Origin of the sequence: Paraburkholderia sp. XV, assembly GCF_020177535.1 — a bacterium.
GTDB classification, from domain to species: domain Bacteria; phylum Pseudomonadota; class Gammaproteobacteria; order Burkholderiales; family Burkholderiaceae; genus Paraburkholderia; species Paraburkholderia caribensis.
In genome coordinates this window covers 24,975-50,877 of the sequence record NZ_JAGUUD010000062.1, presented here as the reverse complement: position 1 = coordinate 50,877, position 25,903 = coordinate 24,975, and the positions used below count along the sequence as shown (strand labels likewise).

Genomic DNA, 25,903 nt, shown 5'->3' with positions numbered 1-25,903 from the left:
GCAAAGAAAAGTAGGTGCCGCCCCGCACAGGGGCGACGCCTGAAGCACGCTAACGCGACGCGGATGCCAGCGCAGCAAAAGCAAAGGCAAAGGCAAAGGCAAAAGCAATCACACTCCCCCACCCACAGTCTTAACACTCTTCCACTGCCCCTGCTGCACCTCGAAGAGCGTATATGGCGGCTTAATCAGATCCCCATAAGGATCAAAAGTAATCTTCCCAGTAACACCCGTCAACGAAACTTTAGCCAAACTCTCAACGATCTTCGCACGATCGAGCGAATTAGCATCATGAATCGCCTTCAACATAGCGAGCGCAGCATCATATGCAAAGGGCGCATACAGCTCGACATCCTGATTGAATCGCGCCTTATACCGCTTGCCGAAATCCTGCGCCGCAGGCAACTTATCCAGCGCGGGTCCCGGTTCAAGATCCTGGGTGCGCTCACCCGAAGTACCCGCAATCTGCAGAAACGCATTACTCTTCAACGCGCCCGCACCAAACAGTTGTGCCTGCATCCCCAGCGAACGCATCTGCTTCACCAGCATCGCACCCTGCTCGTCCAACCCACCAAAGAAAATCACATCGACATTCTTGCTCTTCAGCGAAGTGAGAATCGCGCGAAAATCAACGGCCTTGTCGTTAGTGAATTCGCGTGACACGATGTTGCCGTTCGCTTCCTTCACGCCTTTCTCGAATGCATCGGCAAGACCTTGCCCGAACGCCGTGCGGTCGTCGATGATGCCAATGCGCTTCGCCTTCATCTGCTCGACGACGAAATGCCCCGCCACCACGCCGCCGATGCCGTCATGCCCCATCGTGCGGAACACGTTCTTGTAGCCCTGCTTGGTCAATTGCGGATTGGTCGAACCCGGCGTGATCATCGCGACATTCGCGTTGTGATACACAGTCGAAGCCGGAATGCTGCACCCCGAGTTGTAGTGGCCAATCACACCCACCACGCCTTCATCGACCAGCTTTTGCGCAACCTGAATCGCGACGCGCGGATCAGCCTGGTCATCCTGCACGTCGAGCACGAACTTGACCGGCTTGCCAGCAACGGTCGGATGCTTCGCGTTTTCTTCATCGAGCGCAAGTTGCGCGCCGTATTGCAGATCCTTGCCGACCCGCGCGACGGGCCCCGTCAACGGCCCGACAAAACCTATCTTGACGATTTCCGGGTCCGCAGCGAATGCGAATGAAGCATGCGCCGCCAGAGCGCAAACCGCTAACCTCATCAGCCATGTACGTCGATTCATGATGCGCTCCTGTCATTAGAAAATGTCGCGCTCTTTGCCTGTCGACTGACCCGATGCGCGACGCCTCGAAGTCGTCCTTGAAACATGCGTATGCGTCGCCTCAGAACCGTGTCGGCGCGTAGCGCGACAGATCGAGCGGCGGTGCGCGCCGCGCAACCAGATCCGCCACGATGCGCCCGCTCACGCCCGCCAACGTCAGCCCGAGATGCTGATGCCCGAATGCGTAAATCACCCGCTCGCTGTCGCTCGAACGGCCCAGCACAGGCACGCCGTCGGGCAGCGTGGGCCGAAAGCCGAGCCACGTACTGTCGGGTTGCGTCAGCCCCGGCAATGCGCGCTTCGAAGAAAACGTCAGCAGGTCCAGCAACGAACGATTGCGCACGTCGCTGAAGCCGCCCAGTTCGACCGTCCCCGCAACACGCACGCCGTCGTCCATCGGCGTCATGTAGAAGCCGCGCTCGGCCCAACCGACCGGCCGCGAAATCAGGTGCGTGGCGCCCCGATAGCGCACGTGATAGCCGCGCTCAGTATCGAGCGGCACGCGGTCGCCGCATTGCGCCGCAAACTTCGCGGAGCGCGCGCCCGTCGCGACGACGACATGATCGAAGCGGCGTGGCGTGCCGTCGTCGGTCGTCAACGTGACGCCGTCTGCCGCCGGAGCAATGGCGCTCACGCTCTTGCGTTCGAGTTCCAGGCCACGCGCCGCAAGCAGTTCATGCAGCGACAGCAGAAAGCCTTGCGGATCGGAGAAATGCCAGCTGTCGCGGAAGAGCACGCCCCGCTCGAAGATCGGTGCAAGCGCGGGCTCCAGCTCGCGCACCTCGGCGGCGGACAGCACGTCGAACGACACGCCGAGTTGCTTGCGCAGATTCAGCGAAGCGCGCGATGCATCGAACGACGCACCGCTCGAATACAGATAGAGGCACTCGCGCGGTCTCACGTATTTCGCAAGCTCCCGCTCTTCCAGCAACGGCGCATAGCCGTCCTGCGCCTGCGCGAGCAATGCCGCGAGCGCGCCGGCACTCGCCTCATAACGCTTGCGCGTCGAGCTGATCATGAAGCGCGCGAGCCACGGCAACACGTGCGGCAGATAACTCCAGCGCAAACGGAACGGACTCTCGCTCGACAGCAGGAAACGCGGCAGATCGCGGAACACGGAAGGGTTGTTCACGGGAATGCAGCCATACGGCGCGAACGTGCCCGCGTTGCCGAACGACGCGCCCTGCGCGACGCCGGACGGATCGAACAGCGTGACGCGGTGCCCGTCGCGCATCAGCCAGCCGGCGCTCGCAAGCCCGATGAAACCCGCGCCGACAATGCCGATCTCTGCCATCAACGCTCTCCCGACAATGCGCGTACATCGGCCGCGGCAAGAATACCCGTGCGCGTGCCGTCATCCGCGTTGCGCCGCTTCGCCGCCGGCAGCCATGCCGCCGAGGCGAACGCGAGACTCGCGATGCTCGCCATCAATTGCGGCCGCAGTTCGGCGTCCACGCCCATCGAGACCAGCACGCCGACGATCACCGCCACAACCGCATACGAGAGCCATAGGAAGAGCCACATCGGCAGTGAGGGCTGCTCGCCGTTGCGGTGCAGGCTTCGGCAGACGAACAACATCACGGCGCCCGACGCGTTGACGAGGAACAGGAACACGCCCTGCGGCGACACGATGGCGGCAATGACCGCCACATAGCCGACCACGCTGCTCAACTGCCGCTGACGCAATGCCAAGCGGGAACGGGGCGTCGCGCTCTCCTGCGTGTCGCGCGAGGCGCGGGCGTTTGTCCTGCTCTCTGCCATGCAAAAGCTCCTTTCGGCTCGATCCTGCAATTCGGAAACCACACAAAATATGATTCAAAGAATCACACAACAATTTTTTGTGTGCAATTAAAAACCTCATTGTGTGGTCCAGGACTTTCCCTGGCCCTTCCGGGCGTGCTCCTTGCTGGGCTTGAAAACCGTGGCATACCCGCTTATCTGGTATAAAATCCGGCAAACTGGCACAAACAGGCAGACAAAGCCTGTTTTGTATGGAGACAGGGCGAGACGATGGCTTCCAGCATAGGCAAGGCAGCACGCAGCAACGGCGCCGCAACCGGGGCAGACCAGACAAACGGTGATGCCGTCCAGACAAAACGCGCGACCTATATCGAGGTATCGGCGTCGATCGAGGACGAGATTCGCGGCGGGGTCTATCCGCCCGGCAGCCGTCTGCCGCCGCAGCGTCAACTCGCCACCGAGCTCGGCATCAATGTGTCGACGGTGTCGCGCGCGTACAAGGAATTGCAACTGCGCGGCCTCGTGATCGGCAGCAAGCGGCGCGGCTCGCTCGTGACGGGCGGCGCCATGCCGCGTGTCGAAACCGCGAGCGCGCCGAATGCCGCGCCGGGCGGCGCGATCGATCTGACGGTCAACCGGCCCGCGACGGGTGAGTTCCTTGCGTCTCTCGCAACGACGCTCGCCGATCTGCCGCGCGATCCGCGCTATGCGTCGCTACAGGAATACCAGCCGCCGCAGGGTCCCGACTGGGCGCGCGCAGCGGGCGCGAAGTGGATGGCGGGGCCGGGCTTCATGCCGTCGCAGGAACATCTCGTCGTCACCAGCGGCGCGCAGCATGGCCTTTATGCCGTGCTCAACAGCCTGATCGGCACGGACGGGGTGATCGTCGCCGACCGGCTCACGTATTACGGCCTGAAGGCGCTTGCGCCCGTGTTCCAGTTCGAGATAGTCAGCGTGCCGAGCGACCGCGACGGGCTGATCACGGATGAAGTCGAACGCATTTGCAGCCGCGTGCCCGTCAAGGCGATTTTCACGGTGCCGAATCTGCAGAACCCGACCGTGACGACGATGAGCCTGGAACGGCGTGTGGCGCTCGTCGATATCGCGCGGCGTCATGGCGTGGCGATCATCGAAGACGACGTGTATGGCCCGCTCGTTTCGCAGCGTCTGCCTACGCTTGCCAGTCTGTGCCCGGAGCTGACGTTTCACATCGCCGCGACCTCGAAGATACTCGCACCCGGGCTGCGCCTGGGCTATCTGCTGAGTCCGCCCGAGCGCGCCGCGCTCGCCGCCGAAGCCGTGCGTACCACAGCCTGGATGCCTGCGCCGATGTCGATGCTGATCGCGACGATCTGGATCGAGGACGGCACCGCGCGACGCATCATGGACGCGCAACTCGCGGAAATCCGCGTGCGGCACGATCTTGCGCGGCAGATTCTGCCGCAAGAGTGGCTGGAGTCCGACCCCGCGTGCATGTTCGTGTGGCTCAAGCTGCCGCCGCCGTGGCGCGCCGACGATTTCGCCGCGAATGCGAGAGCGCGCGGCGTGGTGGTGATGCCGTCGTCGGCCTTTGCGGTCGACCGCGCCGAGGTCGAGCACGGCGTGCGGATCAATCTCGCGTGCGCGTCTTCGCGCGAGCAACTGGTGAGCGCGCTGCAAACGCTGGCGCAAGCGTTGCGCGATCGCCCGCGTGCGTTGTTCGGCACGATCTGATTGCCCGCCTTGCGCTACAGTTTCGCGGCCTGTTCCGGATCGCCCGACCCCGACACAATCGCGATCAGGCCGAGCACATTGCCGATCAGGCGTCCCTGACGGTCGAGATGCGGCTCGGGTCTCAATGACTTGAGCGCGTTCATCACAAGCGCCCTGGCGATGTAACGCACCGCTTCGCTGCGCGACATCTCGCCCTTGCGCCGCAAATAGTTCGGGTTCACGACTTGCGAATAGCCGAAGCGCTTCCCCGACACGCGGCCCGATGCGATGCCCAGATGCACGCCGCGCATCTGCGCGCATCGCACGATGGGGCCGCGGCTCGCCAGCCGGCACGAAAAGTCCTTGTCTTCGAGCCAGCCATACAGCACGAGACGCTCATCGAAACGCAGGCCGCTCATTGCGTTCATGCGGCATGCCATGTTGCAGCCGTAGAGTGAAATGCAAGGCATCAGCGCATGCGGCGCGCTTTCCGCACTTTCCGCATCGGCTACGATGCGACTGGCATTGCCCCACGTCAGCGGACACCCTTTCGAGCCGTCCTGCACTGTATTCCCCGATACGCCGAGCACGGTGGGATTGGACTCGAACATCCGCACGCACTGTTCGATCCAGTCGCGGCATGGCGCGTAATCGTCGTCGAAGAATACGACGACGTCGATATCGGCCGGAAGCGCATCGAGCGCGCGATTTCTTTGCGCGGGCAAACCGGCGGGCCCGAAGATGCGCATCACGGGAAACGGCGTCGGGTACTTTTCACCGATGTCAGCTTCGTTCGTAGCGGAAAGAATGACGACACAAGGCCTCAAGGTTTGACGCGCGAGAAATGCGAGCGCGTTGGGTATTGCGTCGGGACGTCCTTTCGTCGCGATGACGATTGCGACACGTGCCGCGTCAAGCTCATTCATCGCGTCGACAGTGCGAAGCTCCATCACGCTCTCCATCATCTCTCCCGTTGTCGCGACATGCATGGACGGCTCGATTAAAGCTAGCACGTATGATCTGCGGCAACGGCGCATGGCGAGATGGCGCGAGAGGATTGTCCGAAATCCATGATGTGTTGTCCAAGGGCGGGATCAAACAGCAATGTGCGTGATTTTTACGTTGATAAGCACGCCGAATTATTAAACGCCGCCCTTAACGATATCAATCTGGTCCTTTCTACCTGGGGAACGATATAAAAAGTACTCCCTACACATTCGCAGCATGTGCATCTTTACAGCGTGCATTCAATGGGAAGAACCTACCTGACAGTCGAAAGAGACGCAGAGCGACCGCGCATTTCTTTCCGCATCGCGCAGTGTCGAGGCGACGGGTCAGACGAAAGGGAGCAATGCGTTTGAATGGCGCCTACAGACTGCCGTTCTCGACGACCCGGCCTTCAGCGCGCCAGCGCAACATGCCGCCCGCCAGATTCGCGACATCCTCGAAACCCGCCTGGCGAAGCATCACGGTCGCTTGCGCAGACCGGCCGCCCGCGCGGCAGACCGTCACAACTGGACGTTCCTTGTCGAGTTCCGCCGAGCGTTTCGCCAGGCTGCCGAGCGAAATCAGCTTCGCCTCGGGAATCCGCCCAAGCGGGCCGTCGAATTCGTCGGGCTCACGCACGTCGACGATCTGCACCGATTGCAGATGCTCTTCGAGCCATTGCGGATGTATTTCCCAAATCCCCGCGAACGTGTAAGTCAGCGGCGCCCATTCGGATTGCGGCGTGAGCGACGGATCGCTGGCCGCGACGCCGCATTTCAGGTTGGCAGGCACGGCGACATCGATTTGCCGCGGATGCGCAAGGCCGAGATTGGTCATGTAGACCGCGAAATCGTCTTCGCAAAGCTCCCCGCCCAACCGGGGATTGAACCGCCGCTCTTCGGCCACGCTCGTCACCGTGAGGCCTCGATAATCGTGTGCCGGATACAGCAGGCAGTTCTCGGGCAGCGAGAAAAGCTGCTCGTGCACCGCGCGAAACAGCGCATGCGGATTGCCGTTCTGAAAGTCCGTGCGGCCAGTACCGCGAATCAGCAGACAATCGCCCGTGAAGGCCATCGTTTCGTCGTCGAGCACGAGACTGATGCAGCCATTCGTATGACCAGGCGTCGCGCGCACACGCAGTTGCCGTGCGCCGAACGCAATCGAATCGCCATGGCTCAGATAGCGATCCGCGCCCTCCGCGCCGCTCGCCGCCGATATCGCAATCTGGCTGCCCGTGCGATTTTTTAACAGCCACGCGCCCGTCACGTGATCCGCATGAAGATGCGTGTCGATCGTATAAAGCAGGCGCAGGCCGAGTTCGTCGACGAGCGCGGCATCGCGGCGCGTCTGCTCGAACACGGGGTCGATCAGCACGGCTTCGCGCGTGTCACCGTCAGCGAGCAGATAGGTGTAGGTAGACGATTGCTGGTCGAACAGCTGTCGGAAGATCAGCACGCTCACGGTCTCTCAACGTGTGTCGGAAAATGTCTCTGATGCGAATGGAAATCACGCCGGCGCGCGGCACAAGCGCGCCGGACCGTCGCTCAAGGTCTCACTTGGGTTGCTGCACGTAACGCAAATACGGCTTCAGCGTCTTGAAGCCCTGCGGATACTTCTCTTTGGCAGCGTCATCGGAAACGGACGTCGGAATGATCACGTCCTCGCCCGGTTTCCAGTTCACGGGCGTGGCGACCGTGTGCTTCGCGTTCAGTTGCAGCGAGTCCAGCAAACGCAGCACTTCGTCGAAATTCCGGCCCGAGCTCATCGGATAGACGAGCATCGCCTTCACCTTCTTGTCCGGCCCGATCAGGAACACCGAACGCACCGTCGCGTTGTCGACGGCCGTGCGCGGGCCGCCGCTCGCTTCCGGGTGAATCATGTCGTAGAGCTTCGCGACCTTCAGATCGGCGTCGCCGATCATCGGATAATTGATCGCGTTGCCCTGCGTCTCCTCGATGTCCTTCACCCATCTCTGGTGATCGCTGACGGGGTCGATGCTCAGTCCGATGATCTTCGTGTTGCGCTTGTCGAACTCCGGCTTGAGTCCCGCCATATAGCCCAGTTCCGTCGTGCAGACGGGCGTGAAGTCCTTGGGGTGCGAGAACAGGATTGCCCAGCTATCGCCGATCCATTCGTGAAAACGAATCGTGCCTTCCGTGGTTTCCGCCGTGAAATCGGGCGCTACTTCTCCTAGTCGAATCGCCATCTTCTTCCTCCGTGGTAACAGGTTCCGACCGATGCGTCGGATGCCGCCACCGTCGATGTAACGACGGCCGGCGGGTTATCGGGAATCAGCATAGAGAGCTTCTGACGTTAGCAGCCGGCCATGATGCCGCACGACCTGGCGGGAGCGCAAGCGGTCGCGACCGCTCCCGATCGGCACCGACGCAAGACGAGCGTGAATGCGCAGCAGGTAACTTTTATAGCGTAGAACAAATTACACGTTTCGTGTGCAGTTTGTCAGCGCGCAGGCTTTTTCATGCCCGTCTGTTCGTTACGGCACGGATAGAGAGCGCGCGAGAGGTCGCGCGCCACGGCGGCGAGCGGGCACGGTCCGCTCGCCGCGCATCAGACCATTACTGTTCGACCTGCCGGTTCCAGCGCTGATCCCACTGCGCACGGTGCGCGTTGATCGAATCCCAATCGACGACCGTCACCTTCTTCACCAGATCATCCAGATTGCCGAGGCTCTTCTGCATCGCGGGCGTCATCGTTGCGTGCTCGTTGGTCGGAATCTGCTTGCCCGCTGCCGCTGCCTTCGATTGAGCCGGCGCCGACAACAGGAACTGCGCGAGCTTTTGCGCAAGCTGCGGATCGGTGTTGTTCTTCACGACGCACAGATCGACCAGCAGCAAGACTGCGCCTTCTTTCGGATTCGCGTAGCCGACAGGAATGCCCTTGTCCTGCAGATCGCCGACAGCCGTCGGCGTCAGCGGGAAAAGACCTGCTTCACCCGTTTGCACCATCTCCGAGAGCTTCGCCGAATTGGGAATGTACTCGACGACATTCGGCCCAACCGTGCTCGACCATTTGCTGAAACCCGGCTCGACGTTCTGATCGTTGCCGCCCATCAAACGGTTGATCGCGAGAAAGCCGTGCAGGCCGAACGTGCTGCTCGACGCGGACTGGAACACCACTTTGCCCTTGTACTTCGGATTGGCGAAATCCATCCACGAGGTGGGCGGCGCCCAGCCCTTCTCCGCGAACAGCTTCGTGTTGTAGCCGATGCCCGTCATGCCGAGCTGCACGCCCGCGCCGACGTCATCCTTCATGCGCGCGAACGGATACAGCTCTTTCAGCACCGGCGCATCGTCGAGCTTCTGGCACACGCCCATGCTGACGGCGCGCGCCATCACGCCGTCATCGAGAAACGCGACGTGAATCTGCGGGCTGTTGCGATTGGCCAGCAGCTTCGCCAGCACATCGGACGAAGTACCCGGCACCACGACCACCTTCACGTTGTTCGCCTTCTCGAAGTCGGGCAGCACCTGGCTCGTGTACGCCTTCTCCATCGGGCCGCCGTTCATGCCGATGTAAATCGTTTTGGTTTGCGACCAGGCGGGCGCAGCCGCACCGATCGCACACACGGCGGCCAGCGCCGCGACCGTGCTTGACAGCTTCATTGTGGGTCTCCTTGACAGGATTAAAGAACAGCGGAGATCGCGCTTCGGTTGAAGCGGCCGATCGCAAACGCATCGAGCGGCGTCGAAGTCTCGCCGTCGATCACGAGGTCGGCCAGCACCTCGCCGATACCGGGCGCAAGCAGAAAGCCGCCGCCCGAAAAACCGAATGCATGCAGCAGGCGCGGCACCTTCTGGCTCGCGCCGATCACGGGGTTGCTGTCGGGCGTCTCGCCTTCGACGCCGCTCCACGTGCGGATCAGCAATGCGTCGCGCAAGGCGGGCAGCAGCGCGCACGCGTCGCGCATCACGGCGCGCGTGGTCTGCGTGGACGGTTGCGCGTATTCGCCGTCGCCATGGCCGCGCCCGCCGCCGATCACGCAGTTGCCGCGTTCGACCTGGCGCGCGTACACGCCGCCGCCCACGACGCCCAGGTTGTGCGCGATGAAGCGCGGCAGCGGCTCGGTCACCCACATGTTCGGGTAGATCGGTTTCATCGGCACGGCTTCGTTGAAAAAGCCCGCAACGGTGTTCGCCCACGCGCCCGCGCTGTTGATCAACCAGTCGGCGGTGATGCGTTCGTCGCCGGCGCGAAGCTGGAAGCGCGTGCCGTCATGCGCGATGTCGGTGAGCGCGGTTTGCTCGCGCACCACGGCGCCCGCGCGTTGCGCCGCGCGCGCAAAGGCGGGCGACACGAGGCGCGGATTCGCGTGGCCGTCGCTCATGCATAGCGAGCCGCCCAACGCCGCGCCGCCAAGCCACGGATAGCGCTTGCGAAACGCCGCGCCCGCCAGCAGCCCGGTTTCGAGCCCATGTTCGCGCGCCATCGCGGCCCATGTTTCGAGCACGGCAAAATCGCTGTCGCGTCGCGCCAGACGCAGATGACCCGACACCACGAGCTCCCCGTCGATGCCGATCAGTTCCGGCAAGCGGTCCCAGACGCGCCGTGCGCGCATCGCAAGCGGCATCTGTTCGGCGGGGCGCCCCTGGCAGCGCACGCCGCCGTAGTTGACCCCGCTCGCCTGGGCGCCGCAATAGCGCCGCTCGAACAGTCCGACGCGCACGCCGCGCCGCGCGAGCGCCAGTGCCGCCGACGCGCCGACCAGCCCGCCGCCCGCGATCACGACCTGATAGTGAACAGCGTCACTCATCGCGTGCCTCCTCGGGAATCGCGGCGACGTCGTCGTCGAACAGCATCGGCGAGATGGGAATGGGCTTGATGGGCGCCTGGCTGCGCAGACGCCCGACGCCTTCGACCGGACGCCCCGTTTCCTCACTCAGCAGCGCAATGGCCGCTTCGCCGCACATCCGTCCCTGGCAGCGGCCCATGCCGACACGCGTCAAGGCCTTGAGCCGGTTGATCTCGCCCGCCTCGCCGCCGCGAATGCAGCGCCGTAACGTACCCGCATCGACTTCTTCGCAACGGCAGACGGTCATGTCGTCGGGCCATTGCTTCGCGGGTTGCGAGGGTGGCGCGAAGGCCGCTTCGATACCAGCGCGAAACACGGCAATGCGTTGCAGGCGGCGCTCCAGCGTCGCGGCATCGAGGCCATCCGTCTGCGCCGGATGCGCGATGCGCAGATCGTCGAGCAGCGCGAGCGCCGCACGCCGGCCCGCGAGTTCAGCCGCATCCGCGCCCGCGATGCCCGCGCCGTCGCCTGCGAGATAGATGCCGGCCACCGAGCTGCGCCCTGCCGCGTCGCGCTCGGGCAGCCAGCAGCCGTTCAATGAATCGAAGCGAAAGCGGCATCCGGCGAGATCGGCGAGCTGCGTTTCCGGGCGCAAGCCGAAGCCGAGACCGACGGCATCGCAGGCAATCGTCTCGATGCGCCCGTTATCACGCGATGCCTTGAAGCGAATGCCCGCCACGCCGTCCTCGCCGTCGATACCGGCCAGCGTCACGTCGCGCTCCACTCTGACGCCGCGAGCCTTGAGCCACGCCACGTAATAGACGCCCTTGGCGAACGTCGACGGCTGACTGATAAGCTTCGGTACGGCCGCGACCTGCTTCGACCACGCGCTCGTGTCGAGCACGGCTTCGATCCGCGCGCCCGCCTTCGCGTATTGATACGCGACGAGATACAGCAACGGCCCCGTGCCCGCCAGCACGACGCGCCGCCCGATCGCGCTGCCCTGCGCCTTCAGCGCGACCTGCGCGCCGCCCAGCGTATAGACGCCGGGCAGTGTCCATCCGGGCACGGGCAACACGCGATCCGTCGCGCCACTCGCGATGATCAACTGCGTGAACGCCACGCTGGCCTCGCGGCCATTGCACATCGTGTCCAGCCTGCGGCCTTCGCACGACCATACGAGCGTCTCCGGCCGATAGTCGATATGCGGCAGAAGCGCGCGCATCGCTTCGTGCACGGCATCGGCCTTCTTCCACTCGAAGCCGTAGAGCGTCGCCTTGCTGCGGCGGAAACCCGCATCGGCCGGCGGCTGACGATAGATCTGTCCGCCCCAGCGCGCGTTTTCATCCAGCACGATGGGCCGGATGCCGGCCGCCACCAGCGTCTGCGCCGCGCGAATCCCCGCAGGCCCCGCGCCGACGATCACCACCTGTTGGCCACGCGTCATGGCGCGCCCTTCGTCACGATCCGCATGCCTTCTTTCACCAGCGTCGAACATGCGCGAATCCGCGCGCCGTCTTCGCAACGCACCCAGCAGTCCTGGCACGCGCCGATCATGCAAAAGCCCGCGCGCGGCTCGCCGCTGAATTCGCTGTGACGCACGTGGCGCTGCTGCATGAGAATGGCGGTCAGCACGGTATCGCCCGTCAGCGCGCCGGCTTCGACGCCGTCGAGAAAGAACGACACCGGCGCGCGTTCGGCTTCGGCCACGCGCAGCAACTGGCTGTGGGAACGGGACATGTGAGCGGGAGAGCAAGAAGCCATCAGTGCTGGCCAATCAGAATGCGGTTGAGACCGTAGACACGGTCGAGCAGCAGCATCGCGCCCGCCGTGATGAAGATGACGAGCGCGGAGACGGACGCCATCATCGGATCGATCGATTCGGTGGCGTACATGTACATCCGCACCGGCAGCGTCACCGTCTGCGGCGACGTGACGAAGATCGACATCGTCAGTTCGTCGAAGCTGTTGATGAACGCAAGCAGCCAGCCGCCCGTGATGCCGGGCACGATCATCGGCAGCGTGATGCGGCGGAACGTGGTCCACGCGTCGGCGCCGAGCGACGACGCCGCGTGCTCGATGCTGCGGTCCAGCCCGCTCACCGACGCAAGCACGAGGCGCATCACGAACGGCGTGATCACGACCATGTGCGCAAGAATCAACCAGGCGAAAGAACCCGTTGCGCCGATCAGCGCGAAGAAGCGCAGCATCGCGATGCCGAGCACGAGGCCGGGAATCACGAGCGGCGACAGCAGCAACGCATTGAGAAAATTGCGCCCCGGAAAGCGCGCGCGGCCAATCGCCAAGCCCGCAGGCAAGGCCACGACGAGCGACAGCGTCGCCGAAGCGAAGGCCAGTTTCAGGCTGTTGAAGAACGCCGTGATGAAGTCCGGATAGTCCAGAATCGCGCGAAACCAGCGCAGCGAGAAGCCATGCGTGGGCAGCGTCAAGGTTTCGTCGGGCGTGAAGGCAACCAGCACGACGATCGCCAGTGGCGCGAGCACGAACAGAATCACGATGGTGTGGAACGCGAGTGCAAAGGGGCCGTTCTTGCGCATGATGTTTCGCCTGTCGGGTTCGCGTCAGCCCATGCTGCGCGTGTAGCGCCGCTCGAGCACGCGGTAGTAGGTGAGCATCACCACCAGGTTCGCGACCAGCAGCAGCACCGCGATCGTCGCGCCGAGCGGCCAGTTCATCGAGCTCAGGAACTGGTCGTAGACAGCCGTCGCCGCCACCTTCAGACGGCGTCCGCCCAGCAGGCCGGGAATCGCAAAGGCGCTCGCCGAAAGGCCGAACACCATCAGGCTGCCGGACAGAATGCCGGGCACGAGTTGCGGCAACACGATGCGGCGCAACGTTGTCGCAGGCGACGCCATCAGCGACAACGCCGCGTTCTCCGTCTGCGGATCGAGCCGCTGCAACGCGGTCCACACGGGAATCACCATGAACGGCAGCATCACGTGCACGAGCGCAATGACGATGGCGAAGGTCGTGTATTCGAGCTTGTACGGTCCGAGGCCGAACAGCGCGAACGCCTGATTCACGAGACCGTTCGTATTGAGCAGCATGCTCCAGCCGAATGCGCGCACCACTACCGACACCAGCAGCGGCGCGAGAATCACCAGCAGGAACAGCGAGCGCCAGGGGTCGCGCATGCGCGACAGCACATAGGCTTCGGGTGTGCCGATCGCGACGCACAGCACGGTAGTCAGCAAGGCGATGCCGAAGGTGCGCAGGAAGATCGTGTGGAAATACGATGAGCCGAGCACTTCGACGTAGTTGTGCAAGTCGAATGCGGCGATCGGGCCGCTGGCGGGATCGAAGCGGTAGAAGGTCAGCGCGAGCGTCATGGCGAGCGGTACGAGCACGAGCGTCGCGAACAGAATCAACGCGGGCGCGCTCATCAGCCAGAGCGGCACGAAGGCGCGCCATGGCGCGCGCGCCGCGCTGGCGTTCGCGCTTTGCGTGGCGGGCAGCGTGCTATCCATGCGCGCGCTCCTGGCCGATCAGGCGCAGCGAATCGCTATGCCAGTCGATGCCGACTTGCGCGCCCTCCGAAAACGGTTCGTTGCCTTCGTTCTGACAGCACACCAGCATCTCGCCGACGCGGCTGTCGAGCCGGTAAAGCCATTGGCTGCCGAGAAAGAAGCGGCTCGTCACGTTGCCCGCGAGACGCCCTTTGTCGGGCGCGCAGAGCCGCAGTTTTTCCGGGCGAATACACAGCGTGACGGCGTCGCCGACGCCGATCGCCTGGCCTTGCGCGGCCAGCTGCGCCACGCTGCCCGTTTCCGCGAGATCGTGGCCCAGGTCGATGCCGATCGCGTCGCCGTCGCGCGATACGATCTTGCCCGCCAGCATGTTCGCCTTGCCGATGAACTGCGACACGAACAGATTCTCGGGCCGCTCGTACGCGCGATACGGCGTGTCGATCTGCGTGATGCGCCCCGCTTCCATCACGACCACGCGATCGCTGATCGACAGCGCTTCGGATTGATCGTGCGTGACCATGATGGTCGTCGTGCCGATCTTGCGTTGAATGGCGCGCAGTTCGAACTGCATGTCCTCGCGCAGCTTCGCGTCGAGGTTCGACATCGGTTCGTCGAGCAGCAGCACGGGCGGCGCGATCACGATCGCGCGCGCAATCGCGACACGCTGCCTTTGACCGCCCGACAATTCCCGCGGAAAGCGATGCGCGAGCGCATCGAGCCGCACCAGCGCGAGGGCTTCGCGCACACGGTCGGCGCGCTCGGTTTTATCGACGCCGCGCATTTCCAGCCCGAAGCTGACGTTCTGCGCAACGCTCATATGGGGAAACAGCGCGTAGCTTTGAAAGACGATGCCGAGGCCGCGCCGGTTCGGCTTCATGTGCGTGATGTCGCGGCCGTCGAGCATGATGCGGCCGCGCGTCGTTTCGATGAAGCCCGCGATCATCTGCAGCGTGGTCGTCTTGCCGCAGCCCGACGGGCCGAGCAGCGAAACGAATTCGCCCTTTTCCACCGCGAGGTTGACGCCCGTCACGGCGTGCAGATCGCCGAACGTCTTCGAAACGTCAGTCAATGTGAGGAACGACATGGTCTGGCCTTTCGGTGCACGGCACCGGCTGAATCGACGGGTGTCTGTTGAGCCGACTCTAGCTAGCCAAATTCCAGAGCGTCAATGTCAAATTCCAATCAACGATATAAAGATTCTATTTCTTCCGTTGAGTGGAATATTTGTCCCATGCTCATGCGTTATGTTCCGCTGCGTGCCGTCAGTGAAAATACTGAAGCGCGCGTGTACTGTCGCTTTCAAGGCGTTTGGAGACAACAGTTTGTTTTTCAGGAAGAACATCAGCTAGTATTCCGTTCAATGGAATCCGAATCGAGATCGCCAATGATTTCTTCGAAAGAAGCCGAAGCTCCCGGCACCGGCATGTTGCAGCGCGCATTCGCGGTGATCCGGGCGCTCGGAGAAATTCAACCCGAAGGCGGCCGCGTCACGCGCATCGCGAAAGCCGTCGGGCTGACGCAGGCCACCGTGCATCGCATCCTGCATGCGCTGATTGCCGAAGGGGTCGTCGAGCAGGATCAGAGTACGAAGCTTTATCGGCTGAGCGTCGACTTTTTTGCGCTGGCCTCGCAGGCAGGCAATCCGAGCGGCATGCGCGAACTGTGCCGCCCTGCCTTGCTGCGACTGTGCGCGAGTCTCGGCGACACGATCTTCCTGCTCGTCAAAAGCAGCTTCGATGCCGTGTGTCTCGACATGTGCGAAGGCCCGTTTCCGATCCGCTCGTTCACAGGCGATATCGGCGGCCGCGTCGCACTGGGCGTCGGCCAAGGCAGCCTTGCGATTCTCGCGTTCCTGCCTGAAGCCGAGCGCGAAGAGATCATCCGCTTCAACGTGCCGCGGCTGCGCAGTTATGGCGTGCTCGACGAAGTCTATTTGCGCACAGAAATCGAACGCGTCCGGCAACTCGGCTACGCGGGGCGCAATAGCGGCGTGCTGGAAGGCATGGCGGGCGTGGCCGTGCCGATCATCGACCGGACGGGCTGCGCGGTGGCGGCGCTGAGCGTCGGCACACTGTCGGCGCGTCTGGGCGAAGACCGTTTGCCGATGGTCGTCGAGCTTCTCAAGCGCCAGGCCGATCTGATCGGCCCGCAGGTGAATCCGTTCGATGTCGCGATGCGCCGTCCGATGCACGGCCTGACACGCGCGCTGACGACAGAACCGATCGCGTGACGCGCGACTTACATACCGCCCGGTAAAGGCGCGGATGCTTTCGCAAGCGGATGCGCGGCACCCGCTTGCGCCATCAGCGCAACGGCGGCTGAATCGGGCATGCCGTTGGCGTCGATGGCGCCCGCTTTCGCGAGCGCATCGAGGTCGCTATCGACGCCTGCCTGCCCGACCGTGAATGGCGTCGTCAGGAACGCGGGTGCAGCGAGCGTGACGGCATAGTGTTGCTGCAGATTCGCGACCACCGCCGATTGCGCATTCAGTACATTGCTCTGGTTCGCAAGCGCCTGCTGAAATGGCGCGTTGCTGGCGAAATTCGCAATCAGACTGGACACGCTAGTGCCGAGTTGCGCGGCGAGGTAGACGAGCATCAGTTCGGTTTCGGGCGTCGTGTTGAAGGTGCCGCCAGCGAAGGCGAGCGAATGCAGCGTCGTGCCGCCGGACGTCACGGTCATCACGCATGGCGGCGTCGCATTGAATGCGAGGCTGTAGCGTCCGCCGCCATCCGTTAACGTGGCCCCCGAGCCTTGCGCGCAGGCCACGTTGAGGTTCGCGCTCGCAAGGGCCTTGCCGGTGGCCGCCGTGCCCGCGAGCGCAAGGTTCTGCACCACGACTGCGCCCGTGCAGCCGTCGAAGCCGATGCACACGCTGCCGCCACACCCGGCAATCGCGGCGAGCGACGCAGCACAGAGGGCAGACACCGTTGGGCGAACGAAGCGGGCGATGCACAGGTTCATGGCCGTCTGCCGTCGATGAAAGGGCGCAGATTTTCATTCTAGCGCGCCCTTTCGGGCCAGACGCACGGCATCCGCTTGCGCACGCGCGCACGCGTGCGCGCACGTGACGAACGCCTAGATCACGTTGATCGCGACGTCGATGTTGCCGCGCGTGGCCTTCGAGTACGGACATAGTTCGTCTGCGGCATGCACGACTGCTTCGGCGAGTTCGCGCGGCACGCCCGGCATGCTCACGTCGATCCGCGCGCCGAGGAAGTACGCGTTGCCCGTCATGCCGAGATCGATCTCGATGTCGAGCGCGAGGTCGGAAGGCAGCGCGACTTTCTTCGCCTTGGCCGCCAACCCGATCGCGGTGATCAGACATGCCGACCACGCGCCCGCGAACAGTTGCTCCGCCGTCGGATGCGGATCGGCGGCTTCGAACACATGCTGCGGATGTGCGTCGTTGCCCGGCGCGGACAGTCTCAGGTCGAGCCGCTCTTCGTGGCCGCGCGAAGCGCCAGCGTGCTGGCTTGCCGTTGTGTGCGTCTTGCCCGTGAACAGGACTTTTTCAATTCTGGTCATTGCGAATCCTAAGTCGAAAGTGGAGATCGGTTTATACAACTCATGCGATTCGATCGCATGCGATGCATATTGATGGAAGCGCCCCGCCATGTCAATCGCATACGATTTAATCGCTCACACGCTTTCGATAGTGATCAGCGAAGCGACGCAACGTGGTCGAATGAAACACGCGGCCAGGAAACACCCAAACCGGCCCATCGCACGCAAGAATCGAATGATGGAAGTATGCTTGGCTGACGGGCAGCCAACACTTGCGCAACGCCCACGCGCCACCCCGTCATGCGCCGGAGGAAGTCCGCGATGAGCAACGAGTCAACGCCGTCAGACGCAGCGCCCGCCCGTGAGCCCGCCACGGACGCGAACCTCTTTGACGGCGATCTCCTCGAAGACCCGAGCGTGCGCGATCATCCGCGGCACCAGCAGATGTTTCCCGTGCTCTCGGAAGCGGAAATCGATCGGATACGCCGCTTCGGCGCGCCGTCGCGCTACACCACGGGCGCCCTGCTCTATCGTGCGGGAAGCCTGTGTCCCGGCGTGTTCGTGCTGCTGTCGGGCAAGGTGCGGATAGTCGGGCGCGACGGTCTCGGCCACGAGCGGATTATTCATACCTACACGCAACGCGGCGAGTTCACGTCGGATGTCACGCAGCTCTCCAGCAAACCGGCCGTGGTCGACGCGCACGTGGTCGAAGACGTCGAAGCGATCCTGCTACGGCCCGACGAACTGAGCGCGATGATGATCAGCGAAGCCGATCTGGGCGAGAAGATCATGCGCGCGCTGATTCTGCGGCGCGTTCTGGTGATCGAGCGCGGACACGGCGTGGTGCTGGTCGGCCCGTCCAACCACGGGCGGCTGATCGCGCTGCAAAACTTCCTGCGCCGCAATGTGTTCCCCAGCCTGACGCTCGACGCGGACAAGGACGCCGAAGCCATCGCGTTGCTCGCACGGCTGACCCCGCAACCCGACGACTTTCCGCTCGTCCTGTGCCCGAACGGCACGGTGCTGCGCAATCCCGACGAAGGACAGCTCGCTTCGTGTCTCGGGCTGATTCCCGAATTCGATCCGGCGCATGTGTACGACGTCGCCATTGTCGGCGCGGGTCCGGCGGGACTGGCGGCGGCCGTGTACGCGGCTTCGGAAGGGCTATCGGTGGCCGCGCTCGATTGCCGCGCGCCCGGCGGCCAGGCCGGCACCAGTTCGCGCATCGAAAACTATCTGGGTTTTCCGACGGGCATCACCGGCCACGCGCTAGCGGGCCGCGCATTTGTGCAGGCGCAGAAGTTCGGCGCGCACATCGGCATTCCGTGCGAGGTGCAGGCCCTGTATTGCGACAAACAGCCGCCCGTCGTCGAACTCACCGACGCCCGGCGCATCACTGCGCGTACCGTCGTGATCGCGAGCGGCGCGGAGTATCGGCGCCCGGACGTCGACGGGCTGGAGCGTTTCGAAGGCTCCGGCGTCTACTACTGGGCAACGCCGATCGAGGCGCGTCTGTGCCGCAAGGAGCCCGTGCTGCTGATCGGCGGCGGCAACTCGGCGGGACAGGCAGTCGTGTTTCTCGCGTCGCATGCCGAGCATGTGCACATGTTCATACGCGGCGCGAGCCTCGAGCACAGCATGTCGCACTATCTGATCGAACGGATTCTCGCGCTGCCGAACGTGACGCTCCACACGCGCGTCGAACTGACGGCGCTGCAAGGCGATGCGCGGCTCGAACGCGTGCACTATCGCGGCGCGGGCGGCATCGAAGGCAGCATGACGACGCATCATCTGTTCGTCTTCATCGGCGCCGAGCCGAACACCGGCTGGCTCAAGACATGCGGCGTGGCGCTCGACGACAGGGAGTTCGTCTTGACGGGGCCCGACATTCCCGGCGCCGGGCTGCAATCGATGTCATTGCAGACCAGCGTGCCGGGCGTCTTCGCGATCGGCGACGTGCGCTCGGGGTCGACCAAGCGGGTCGCGTCGGCAGTCGGCGAAGGCGCGGGCGTGGTCGCGCAGATCCATCGTCTGCTGGCCGAGGCGCGGGCCGCGTGTTAGCGGGCGCGCCGCGCGGCCGGGCTATTTCAACAATCCGAACACCGCGACGCCATTCGTCGTGCCGACATACACGCGTCCATGCGCGACCATCGGCGTGATGTACTTGTTGCCCGCGCCGAACGTATCGCGCGAGCCGGACTGATTGCTGTTGTACAGCTCCTGCGCGAGATTCGCGGCATTGAACGCATGCAGCGCCGCCACCGCGCCGTTTTCCGCCGCCCACACGATCGCGTTCTGCGCGCCGTTCGCCGAGATGCTCGGCGTCGTGCCCGGATACGGGAACTTGAAGCCGCTTTGCGATGCGGGCGTGGCGGCGAGACGCGCGCCGCTGACCGGGAACGCCTTCAGGTTATCGCCGACCGCGCCGTAGTACACGACGTTGCCGTAAAACGCCGCCGTCGTGAACACGCCGCCTATCAGTTGGCCGTCGATCTCCTGCCAGATCGCATTGCTGGAGCCGTTGAATTTGCCCAGGTTGTCGCGATCGACGACATAAATCTTCGAGTCCTTGCCCGAGCCGAGCGCAAGACGCCGGGTGACGCCGCTCGCATCGACGAGATCGGGCAGCACCATCGCGCCGCCGGAACCGAGGTCGGCGTCGCGCGCGGATTGCGACACGGTATCGAAAGTGGCGAAATAGTCCGCCACACTGAGGTTCGGCGCGGCTTGGAGTTTGATGAACGCATTGCCGAAATTGCCATTCGATGGAAAACCTTGCGCGTTCAACGTGGTGTCGAACGTGCCGTTGGCATCGAGCAGATAGAGCGACGTGCCGTCCGACGCCATGCCGCCGCCACCCATCCATACCGCGCCGCCGCTGCCGTTCGGCGTCAGGTTCAGCGCGCCCGTCTGCGCGAGCGTATCGGCGTTGTAGGCCATCACCCAGCCGCCGTAGACCCCCTGGTCGCAGTGCGAGGTCCACGCCAGATAGACGTTGCCGTTGACCAGCGTCAGCGCCTGCCGCTCCGCGTATTGCTGTGGATCGAAGACGGTCACGCCGTTGCTGCTGTTCGCGCCGCTGCCCGGATAGCGGCCCGTTATGTCCGTGGGTCCGCCGAGCGCGTCGGCGCCTGTGGCAAGATCGATGGCGTGCAGGCGCTGATGAATCGTGCCGGCGCCGTCCTTGCTCATCGCCACCGCATACATCACGCCGTTCGTCCCGCGGCCGCGATCGATGACGGGCGTCGCCGTAATGCCGATCTCAGGGGAAATCTGCGCACAGTTGCGCGGATCGCTGGTCGTTTCGCCCGCGCCGAGCAGCGAGCGCTGCCAGAGCTGGGCGTTGCTGTCGGCGTCGAATGCGTACACGCTCGCGTGCTCGGTCGCGACGTACACGACGTTGTGCGCCGCGCCGTTCACCTGCACGTTGCCGACGTACAGCGGTTGCGCGTCCACTTTGCCGTCGACGGACAAAAAGCCCACCTTGCCGAAGCTCGCCGCGTTGACGTTCGCGGGCGTGAGCGTGGTTTCCGCGAGGTATTGCCCTGTGCGGGCCACATCGTTGTGGAAGGTGAGCACGTCGGTGACTGCCGCCGCCGTGCCGCCCGAACTGCCCGAGCCCCCCGAGCCGCCCGGACTGCCCGAGCCGCCGCTCCCGCCGTTCGTGCTCGCGTTGTTCGACGAGCCGCCCCCGCTGCACGATATGCAAATCGCCGCGACGAGGCCCAAAATCGCGATATGCCGGGAACTGCGCAGATTGGAGAACGAACGCTGCCAGCGGTTCATGGACGTCTCCCAGGCGGTCGGGCGACCGCATAGATTGTCGGCCTTGCAGGTGTCGAAAGTCGCATGTCGGCGAAATTCCGGCATTGCAACTGAGCAATTTGCGTTCCGCGACGCGCCAGATTCATGCGACGGATAACGCCGCGTCGCGCGTTAAATACGCACGTACCTCACGAGACATTCGATATGTTTTCAGAACCGGCACGGCGCCCGTGGCTCGCCGCGGCATGGATCGCCTTGGCATTGGCGGCGGCAAACCGCGCGCACGCCGCCTCAGACACCGCATCGTCGCGACAGAACGCGCCCGTCGCGCATGTCGCCGATCAGGCCATGCGTGTCGTTACGCCCGAAGGCGACGGCACGTTGCCACTCTACGCCGATCGCAACATCGACGCCGCACAACCCGGCGTCACGCGCGTATTCATCATCGTTCACGGCACGTTGCGCAACGCCGACCAGTACTTCGCCACCGGGCAGCAAGTGCTCGCCGCTGCCGGGCCGGATGCAACACGAACCATGATTGTCGCGCCGCAGTTTCTGACGACGCGCGATCTGCGCGCGTTCCCGATGCCTGAAAGCACGCTCGCGTGGTCCGAAGCCGGATGGAAGGAAGGCGCGCCCGCGCGCCGCCCCGCGCCGGTGAGTTCCTTCGCCGCGCTCGATGCGCTGCTCGAACATTTCGACGACAGGCAGCGCTATCCCGCGTTATCTTCGGTGACGGTGATCGGGCATTCGGCGGGTGCGCAGGTCGTGCAGCGTTATGCCGTGGCGGGACGCGCCGGTGAAGCGCTGGCGCGCGACGGCATCCATGTGCGGTACGTCGTCGCGAATCCGTCGAGCTATCTGTACTTCGACGATGAACGTCCCGTCACGCGCGGTGTTTTCCAGCACGTCGATACACAGGCCTGTCCGCGCGCGGTCGAATGGAAGTACGGCATGGCCGACCCGCCGGCTTATGTCGCCTCGCAGGACGCGGCGCAAATCGAGGCGCGCTACGCGAAGCGCGATGTCGTGTATCTGCTCGGAATGGAAGACGTGAACCCGCGCACGCATTTTATCGACCGCTCCTGCGCGGCGATGGCGCAAGGTCCGTTCAGGCTCGCGCGTGGGCTTGCGTACTTCGACTATCTGCAACGGCGTTATCCCGTCGGGCTGAATCAGCGCGTGGTCGAAGTGCCCGGCGCGGGACACGACGCGCGACGCATGCTGACATCCGAATGCGGCATGGCCGTGCTGTTCGACGGGCGAGTGCCGTCGTCATGTCCCGGCGAGCGTGAAATGCCGTCGCGGTGACGCAGCTTGCGATTGCGAGAGGCACGCGTCGAGTTCAACGTGCGAAGACGCGGATTCGAACCCCCGCCGCGCTCAGTCGACCGTTGCCATCGCATCCATCGTGGTCAGGCAATGCAGGTCGAGCGCGCGCGTGTGCTCCGTCATGTAGTCGACGAACACGCGGATGCGCGCCGGAAGATGCTTGCGGCTCAGATAGCAGATGTAATGACGGCTGTCGTCCGGGGCATACTGGGTGAGGCAGGTGACGAGACGCCCTTCGCCGAGCAGATCGCACACCTGATAACCGGGCAGTTGCGCGATGCCTAGTCCGTCCAGCACCGCCTGGAGAATCAGATCCGGGTCGTTGAAGGTATGCGGCGCATGCAACTGGCGGCGCACCGGCAGGCCGTCGACCTTGAATTCCCACTCCCTCACGCGCCCCGTCGCCGTACGCAGGTTGATGCAGCGATGATCAGCCAGTTCGTCGACATGGCGCGGCAAGCCGTGCGCGGCCGCATACGCGGGCGACGCGCAGACGATCATCTGCATGGGTATCAATTGGCGCGCGACGATCTCGCTGTCTTCCATGCGTCCGTCGCGAAACGACACGTCGATGCGATCGGCCGTGAAGTCGGCGGGACGGTCGTTGAGCAGCAGTTCCAGCGAGATATCCGGGTACTGCGCATGAAAGCCGCGCAGCAACGGCGCGACGATCCTGCGCCCGAAGCCCGGTGTCGAGTAGATGCGCAGCCGCCCTCGCGGCGGCCCGCTGCGCAGCTCGCGCATCTCTTCGAGCGCCTGGACGATACGCTTGACGCCCGCCTGGCAGTTCTCGAAGAAGAGTTCGCCTTCGCGCGTCAGCGACGTGCAGCGGGTGGTGCGCAGAAAGAGGCGCGTATCCAGCTGGGCCTCCAGCTTCTGCACGTTCCTGCTGACGGACGAGCGGCCAATGCCGAGGCGATCGCCCGCCTTGGCGAAACTGCCTTCGTTGGCAACGGCAAGAAAGGAAACAACACCGGCGAAACTCGTTGCAAACGTGCTGGCAATCGGATCGTCGGCGCCCGTCACGGAGCGGCGCGGTGCGTAGTCTGACATGGAAGCGCGAAGAGTGAAGTCCATATCCGACTAGACGTTTCAGCGCTTGCGTTTGTGACGTGGTCCGCGAATTTTCTTTTGCGGCCTCGCGCAAGGCCGCTCGCGCGTCCTATTTCTCCGGCACCAGAATGGGCGCGCCCTTGTCCTTCAGCAGCAGCACGAGAAACTTTGCGGGCTTCGTCTGGCTCGCGTTGTGGCCCACCGTGTGAACATCGTTCGGGCCTTCATAGAAGGACTGGCCCGGCGTCAGCGTGACTTCCTTGCCGCCTCTGACCTGCATCACGATCGACCCTTCGAGCACGTAGATGAACCCGTGCGCATGATGCCGATGCACCGGGTCCACGGCGCCGGGCGGATATTCGACCAGGATCATCAACGCTTCCTTGCCGGGATAGTCGTCGAGCGGCCTGGTCATGACGGGTGTCACGATGGCCGCGGGCGGCTCGGCGCGGGCCTGGTTCGTCAACGTGCCCGCCATGACGAGCAGGGCCGCGACAATTCTCTTCGAGCAAAACATCATGCGCTCCTCACATGGCGGCCCGCACAGGCCGAGGTTGAACGGGAACGGCGCCCCGGCTCAGGCGAGGTTCGCCTTGTCCAGGCCGAATGCCTTGTCGGACGATCCCGGCACGAACTTGAACGCCACGTTCGCACGGTTCCAGGCGTTGATGGCCATGACTTCGAATGTCAGGTCCGACAGTTCCTTTTCCGAAAACTGGCCGCGCACACGCTCGTAGATATCGTCGGGCACGCCGTGCTCGGGCAATGTGGTCAGCACTTCCGTCCACGCGAGCGCGGCGCGTTCGCGGGGCGAGAACAGCGTCGACTCGCGCCAGATCGCCACATGATGGAGACGCAGCGCGCGCTCGCCGTGAATCGTCGCTTCCTTCACGTGCATGTCGAGGCAAAAACCGCAACCGTTGATCTGCGAAGCGCGGATATTGACGAGATCGCGGATCGGTTCTTCAATGGCGCAATCCTTCAGCAGATTGCTGAGCTCGATGAACTTCTTCGCTAGCTCGGGCGATTGATGGAAGTAGTTGATACGCTGAGTCATGACTTCTCCTGGCGACGATGACGGAAGCATCCGTGCGGGACGGATGCCGTTCGCGGTAGTGAACCGCACGAAGCCATGGTAAGTTCGTGACGCGCGCCGCGGTAGACCTGCGGACGGGCTCACCGTGTTGCCCATCCGGCACCAATCCCGCGGTCAGCCGCTGTCAGCCGGTCATGGGCGCCGCGATCGTCGTCGCACTCAGGGTTCGTAGGCGGCGGCGATGCGCGCCAGCTTGTCGGGATTGCGTTGAACGTGAATGCTGACGATACGCTCGCCGTCCGTTTCGAACGACATCGCCGATTCGAGCTTGCCTTCGATATACCGCAACAGCGCGCCCTGCCCGTTGAGCGTCACGAGCTTGACGTGAACCCCGCCCGGAAAACGCCGCAATGCCGCATAGAACAGCTGCGCAATACGCCGGCCGCCCATCATCGGCTTCGGGAAGCTCTTCACCTTGCCGCCGCCGTCGCCGATCAGCGTGGCGTCCTCGGCGAGGAACGCGTTGATGGCGTGGAAGTCCGCGCTCGCGAGCGCCTGCGCAAAGCCCTGCAACAACTGGCGATGCTTCTCGCGCGGCACGGCATAACGCGGACGCTCGTCGCGCAGTTGCGCCTTCGCACGGCTCACCAGCTGACGGCATGCGGATTCCGTCTTGCCGATCGCATCGGCGACCTCGTCATAGTCCGCGTCGAAGACTTCACGCAGCAGGAAGGCGGCGCGCGCTTCGGGCGTGAGCCGCTCGAGCAGCATCAGGAATGCGACGGACACGTCGTCGGCGCGCTCGGTCATCTCCTCGGGCGTCGCGGGCGAATCGCTGATCTCAGGCTCGGGCAGCCAGATGCCCGTGTAGTGCTCGCGCTGGATTTTCGCTGCACGCAGACGGTCGATGGACATGCGCGTCGTGACGGAAACCAGCCACGCTTCGGCGTTGTCGATGCTCGCGTGGTCGGCTGCGTGCCAGCGCAACCAGACGTCCTGCACGATGTCTTCGGCTTCGGCGACGGAACTGAGCATCCGGTAGGCGATTTTCTGCAGGCGCGGGCGAAGCTGGTCGAAGGCGTAGGCGTCGGCGTCCATAAGGTGCGTGGCCTCGCCCTTCTCATCGAATGAAAGAGGGCGAGACATGACAGAGCGGAGATGACAAAGCCGAAGTTTGCCATGGATACGCTACCAGGATGGTAGACGGGACACGCGTGATATGAAGAATCGGGCAACGGCTCGAGCCGCTGCGTCTTC

23 protein-coding genes and 1 pseudogene are annotated in these 25,903 nt (G+C 63.9%); 4 read left to right on the top strand and 20 right to left on the bottom strand.

All coding sequences use genetic code 11. From position 1 onward, the window contains the following. Nucleotides 1–108: 108 nt before the first annotated feature. The 3 genes and pseudogenes from KFO72_RS25530 to KFO72_RS25520 all read right to left on the bottom strand — a co-directional run. On the bottom strand, nucleotides 109–1,257 hold the full coding sequence (locus KFO72_RS25530) for a branched-chain amino acid ABC transporter substrate-binding protein (protein ID WP_054931737.1): 1,149 nt from the start codon (nucleotides 1,255–1,257) through the stop codon (nucleotides 109–111). Nucleotides 1,258–1,357: 100 nt separating this feature from the next. Beyond that, nucleotides 1,358–2,590: an NAD(P)/FAD-dependent oxidoreductase gene (locus tag KFO72_RS25525; protein WP_060610197.1), complete on the bottom strand. Its 1,233-nt coding sequence runs from the start codon at nucleotides 2,588–2,590 to the stop codon at nucleotides 1,358–1,360. Then, nucleotides 2,590–3,047: pseudogene (locus tag KFO72_RS25520) on the bottom strand (GABA permease); the annotation flags it as partial. The gene KFO72_RS25525 and the pseudogene KFO72_RS25520, both read right to left, overlap by 1 nt. A gap of 259 nt (nucleotides 3,048–3,306) precedes the next feature. Here KFO72_RS25520 and KFO72_RS25515 point away from each other — a divergent pair. Further along, nucleotides 3,307–4,749: a PLP-dependent aminotransferase family protein gene (locus tag KFO72_RS25515; protein ID WP_225033323.1), complete on the top strand. Its 1,443-nt coding sequence runs from the start codon at nucleotides 3,307–3,309 to the stop codon at nucleotides 4,747–4,749. Nucleotides 4,750–4,763: 14 nt separating this feature from the next. On the opposite strand, the gene KFO72_RS25510 is transcribed toward KFO72_RS25515, so the two are convergent. From KFO72_RS25510 to KFO72_RS25465, 10 genes are all read right to left on the bottom strand, one after another. After that, nucleotides 4,764–5,717: a glycosyltransferase family 2 protein gene (locus KFO72_RS25510; protein WP_225033322.1), complete on the bottom strand. Its 954-nt coding sequence runs from the start codon at nucleotides 5,715–5,717 to the stop codon at nucleotides 4,764–4,766. A 379-nt stretch (nucleotides 5,718–6,096) separates the two neighbouring features. Further along, nucleotides 6,097–7,167 carry an MBL fold metallo-hydrolase gene (locus KFO72_RS25505; protein WP_225033325.1) on the bottom strand — a complete coding sequence of 357 codons (1,071 nt, stop codon included), beginning with the start codon at nucleotides 7,165–7,167 and terminating at the stop codon, nucleotides 6,097–6,099. Nucleotides 7,168–7,267: 100 nt separating this feature from the next. Then, nucleotides 7,268–7,921 (bottom strand): peroxiredoxin, encoded by a 654-nt coding sequence (locus KFO72_RS25500; RefSeq protein ID WP_054931732.1) that lies wholly within the window; start codon nucleotides 7,919–7,921, stop codon nucleotides 7,268–7,270. Between the two features lie 370 nt (nucleotides 7,922–8,291). Then, entirely contained in the window at nucleotides 8,292–9,338 is a 1,047-nt protein-coding gene (locus KFO72_RS25495; protein WP_062917684.1) for an extracellular solute-binding protein, read from the bottom strand. 20 nt (nucleotides 9,339–9,358) lie between these two features. Further along, nucleotides 9,359–10,486, bottom strand: a complete 1,128-nt coding sequence (locus tag KFO72_RS25490; protein WP_225033321.1) for an NAD(P)/FAD-dependent oxidoreductase — start codon at nucleotides 10,484–10,486, stop codon at nucleotides 9,359–9,361. Then, on the bottom strand, nucleotides 10,479–11,912 hold the full coding sequence (locus KFO72_RS25485; RefSeq protein WP_225033320.1) for an NAD(P)/FAD-dependent oxidoreductase: 1,434 nt from the start codon (nucleotides 11,910–11,912) through the stop codon (nucleotides 10,479–10,481). Before KFO72_RS25485 ends, KFO72_RS25490 begins: the two co-directional genes overlap by 8 nt. Beyond that, entirely contained in the window at nucleotides 11,909–12,229 is a 321-nt protein-coding gene (locus KFO72_RS25480) for a (2Fe-2S)-binding protein (RefSeq protein ID WP_054931728.1), read from the bottom strand. Before KFO72_RS25480 ends, KFO72_RS25485 begins: the two co-directional genes overlap by 4 nt. Then, nucleotides 12,229–13,023, bottom strand: a complete 795-nt coding sequence (locus KFO72_RS25475; RefSeq protein ID WP_035995755.1) for an ABC transporter permease — start codon at nucleotides 13,021–13,023, stop codon at nucleotides 12,229–12,231. The genes KFO72_RS25480 and KFO72_RS25475 overlap by 1 nt, the downstream gene beginning before the upstream one ends. A gap of 24 nt (nucleotides 13,024–13,047) precedes the next feature. After that, nucleotides 13,048–13,953, bottom strand: a complete 906-nt coding sequence (locus KFO72_RS25470) for an ABC transporter permease (protein ID WP_060610180.1) — start codon at nucleotides 13,951–13,953, stop codon at nucleotides 13,048–13,050. Next, nucleotides 13,946–15,037: an ABC transporter ATP-binding protein gene (locus KFO72_RS25465; protein ID WP_054931726.1), complete on the bottom strand. Its 1,092-nt coding sequence runs from the start codon at nucleotides 15,035–15,037 to the stop codon at nucleotides 13,946–13,948. The genes KFO72_RS25470 and KFO72_RS25465 overlap by 8 nt, the downstream gene beginning before the upstream one ends. 300 nt (nucleotides 15,038–15,337) lie before the next feature. On the opposite strand from KFO72_RS25465, the gene KFO72_RS25460 reads away from it, so the two are divergent. Beyond that, a complete protein-coding gene (locus KFO72_RS25460) occupies nucleotides 15,338–16,183 on the top strand; it encodes an IclR family transcriptional regulator (protein ID WP_054931725.1) in 846 nt (281 codons plus the stop codon). Nucleotides 16,184–16,191: 8 nt separating this feature from the next. On the opposite strand, the gene KFO72_RS25455 is transcribed toward KFO72_RS25460, so the two are convergent. Both KFO72_RS25455 and KFO72_RS25450 read right to left on the bottom strand, forming a co-directional pair. Further along, nucleotides 16,192–16,917, bottom strand: a complete 726-nt coding sequence (locus KFO72_RS25455) for a hypothetical protein (RefSeq protein WP_225033319.1) — start codon at nucleotides 16,915–16,917, stop codon at nucleotides 16,192–16,194. Between the two features lie 114 nt (nucleotides 16,918–17,031). Continuing rightward, the gene (locus KFO72_RS25450) at nucleotides 17,032–17,481 is read right to left on the bottom strand and encodes an Ohr family peroxiredoxin (RefSeq protein ID WP_054931721.1); all 450 of its coding nucleotides are present in this window, start codon (nucleotides 17,479–17,481) and stop codon (nucleotides 17,032–17,034) included. 300 nt (nucleotides 17,482–17,781) lie between these two features. Here KFO72_RS25450 and KFO72_RS25445 point away from each other — a divergent pair, with 300 nt between their 5' ends. Beyond that, the gene (locus KFO72_RS25445) at nucleotides 17,782–19,521 is read left to right on the top strand and encodes an FAD-dependent oxidoreductase (protein ID WP_225033318.1); all 1,740 of its coding nucleotides are present in this window, start codon (nucleotides 17,782–17,784) and stop codon (nucleotides 19,519–19,521) included. 21 nt (nucleotides 19,522–19,542) lie between these two features. On the opposite strand, the gene KFO72_RS25440 is transcribed toward KFO72_RS25445, so the two are convergent. Beyond that, entirely contained in the window at nucleotides 19,543–21,246 is a 1,704-nt protein-coding gene (locus KFO72_RS25440) for a pyrrolo-quinoline quinone (RefSeq protein ID WP_225033317.1), read from the bottom strand. A gap of 183 nt (nucleotides 21,247–21,429) precedes the next feature. On the opposite strand from KFO72_RS25440, the gene KFO72_RS25435 reads away from it, so the two are divergent. Continuing rightward, nucleotides 21,430–22,536 carry an alpha/beta fold hydrolase gene (locus tag KFO72_RS25435; protein ID WP_225033316.1) on the top strand — a complete coding sequence of 369 codons (1,107 nt, stop codon included), beginning with the start codon at nucleotides 21,430–21,432 and terminating at the stop codon, nucleotides 22,534–22,536. 72 nt (nucleotides 22,537–22,608) lie between these two features. Here the strand turns inward: KFO72_RS25435 and KFO72_RS25430 are convergent, their stop codons facing one another. The 4 genes from KFO72_RS25430 to KFO72_RS25415 all read right to left on the bottom strand — a co-directional run bounded on the left by KFO72_RS25430 (nucleotide 22,609) and on the right by KFO72_RS25415 (nucleotide 25,744). Next, nucleotides 22,609–23,610: a LysR family transcriptional regulator gene (locus tag KFO72_RS25430; RefSeq protein WP_225033315.1), complete on the bottom strand. Its 1,002-nt coding sequence runs from the start codon at nucleotides 23,608–23,610 to the stop codon at nucleotides 22,609–22,611. A 109-nt stretch (nucleotides 23,611–23,719) separates the two neighbouring features. Beyond that, on the bottom strand, nucleotides 23,720–24,127 hold the full coding sequence (locus KFO72_RS25425; protein ID WP_054931722.1) for a cupin domain-containing protein: 408 nt from the start codon (nucleotides 24,125–24,127) through the stop codon (nucleotides 23,720–23,722). A 60-nt stretch (nucleotides 24,128–24,187) separates the two neighbouring features. Next, a complete protein-coding gene (locus KFO72_RS25420) occupies nucleotides 24,188–24,667 on the bottom strand; it encodes a carboxymuconolactone decarboxylase family protein (protein WP_060610166.1) in 480 nt (159 codons plus the stop codon). 198 nt (nucleotides 24,668–24,865) lie between these two features. Then, the gene (locus tag KFO72_RS25415) at nucleotides 24,866–25,744 is read right to left on the bottom strand and encodes an RNA polymerase sigma-70 factor (RefSeq protein WP_054931716.1); all 879 of its coding nucleotides are present in this window, start codon (nucleotides 25,742–25,744) and stop codon (nucleotides 24,866–24,868) included. Nucleotides 25,745–25,903: the final 159 nt, after the last annotated feature.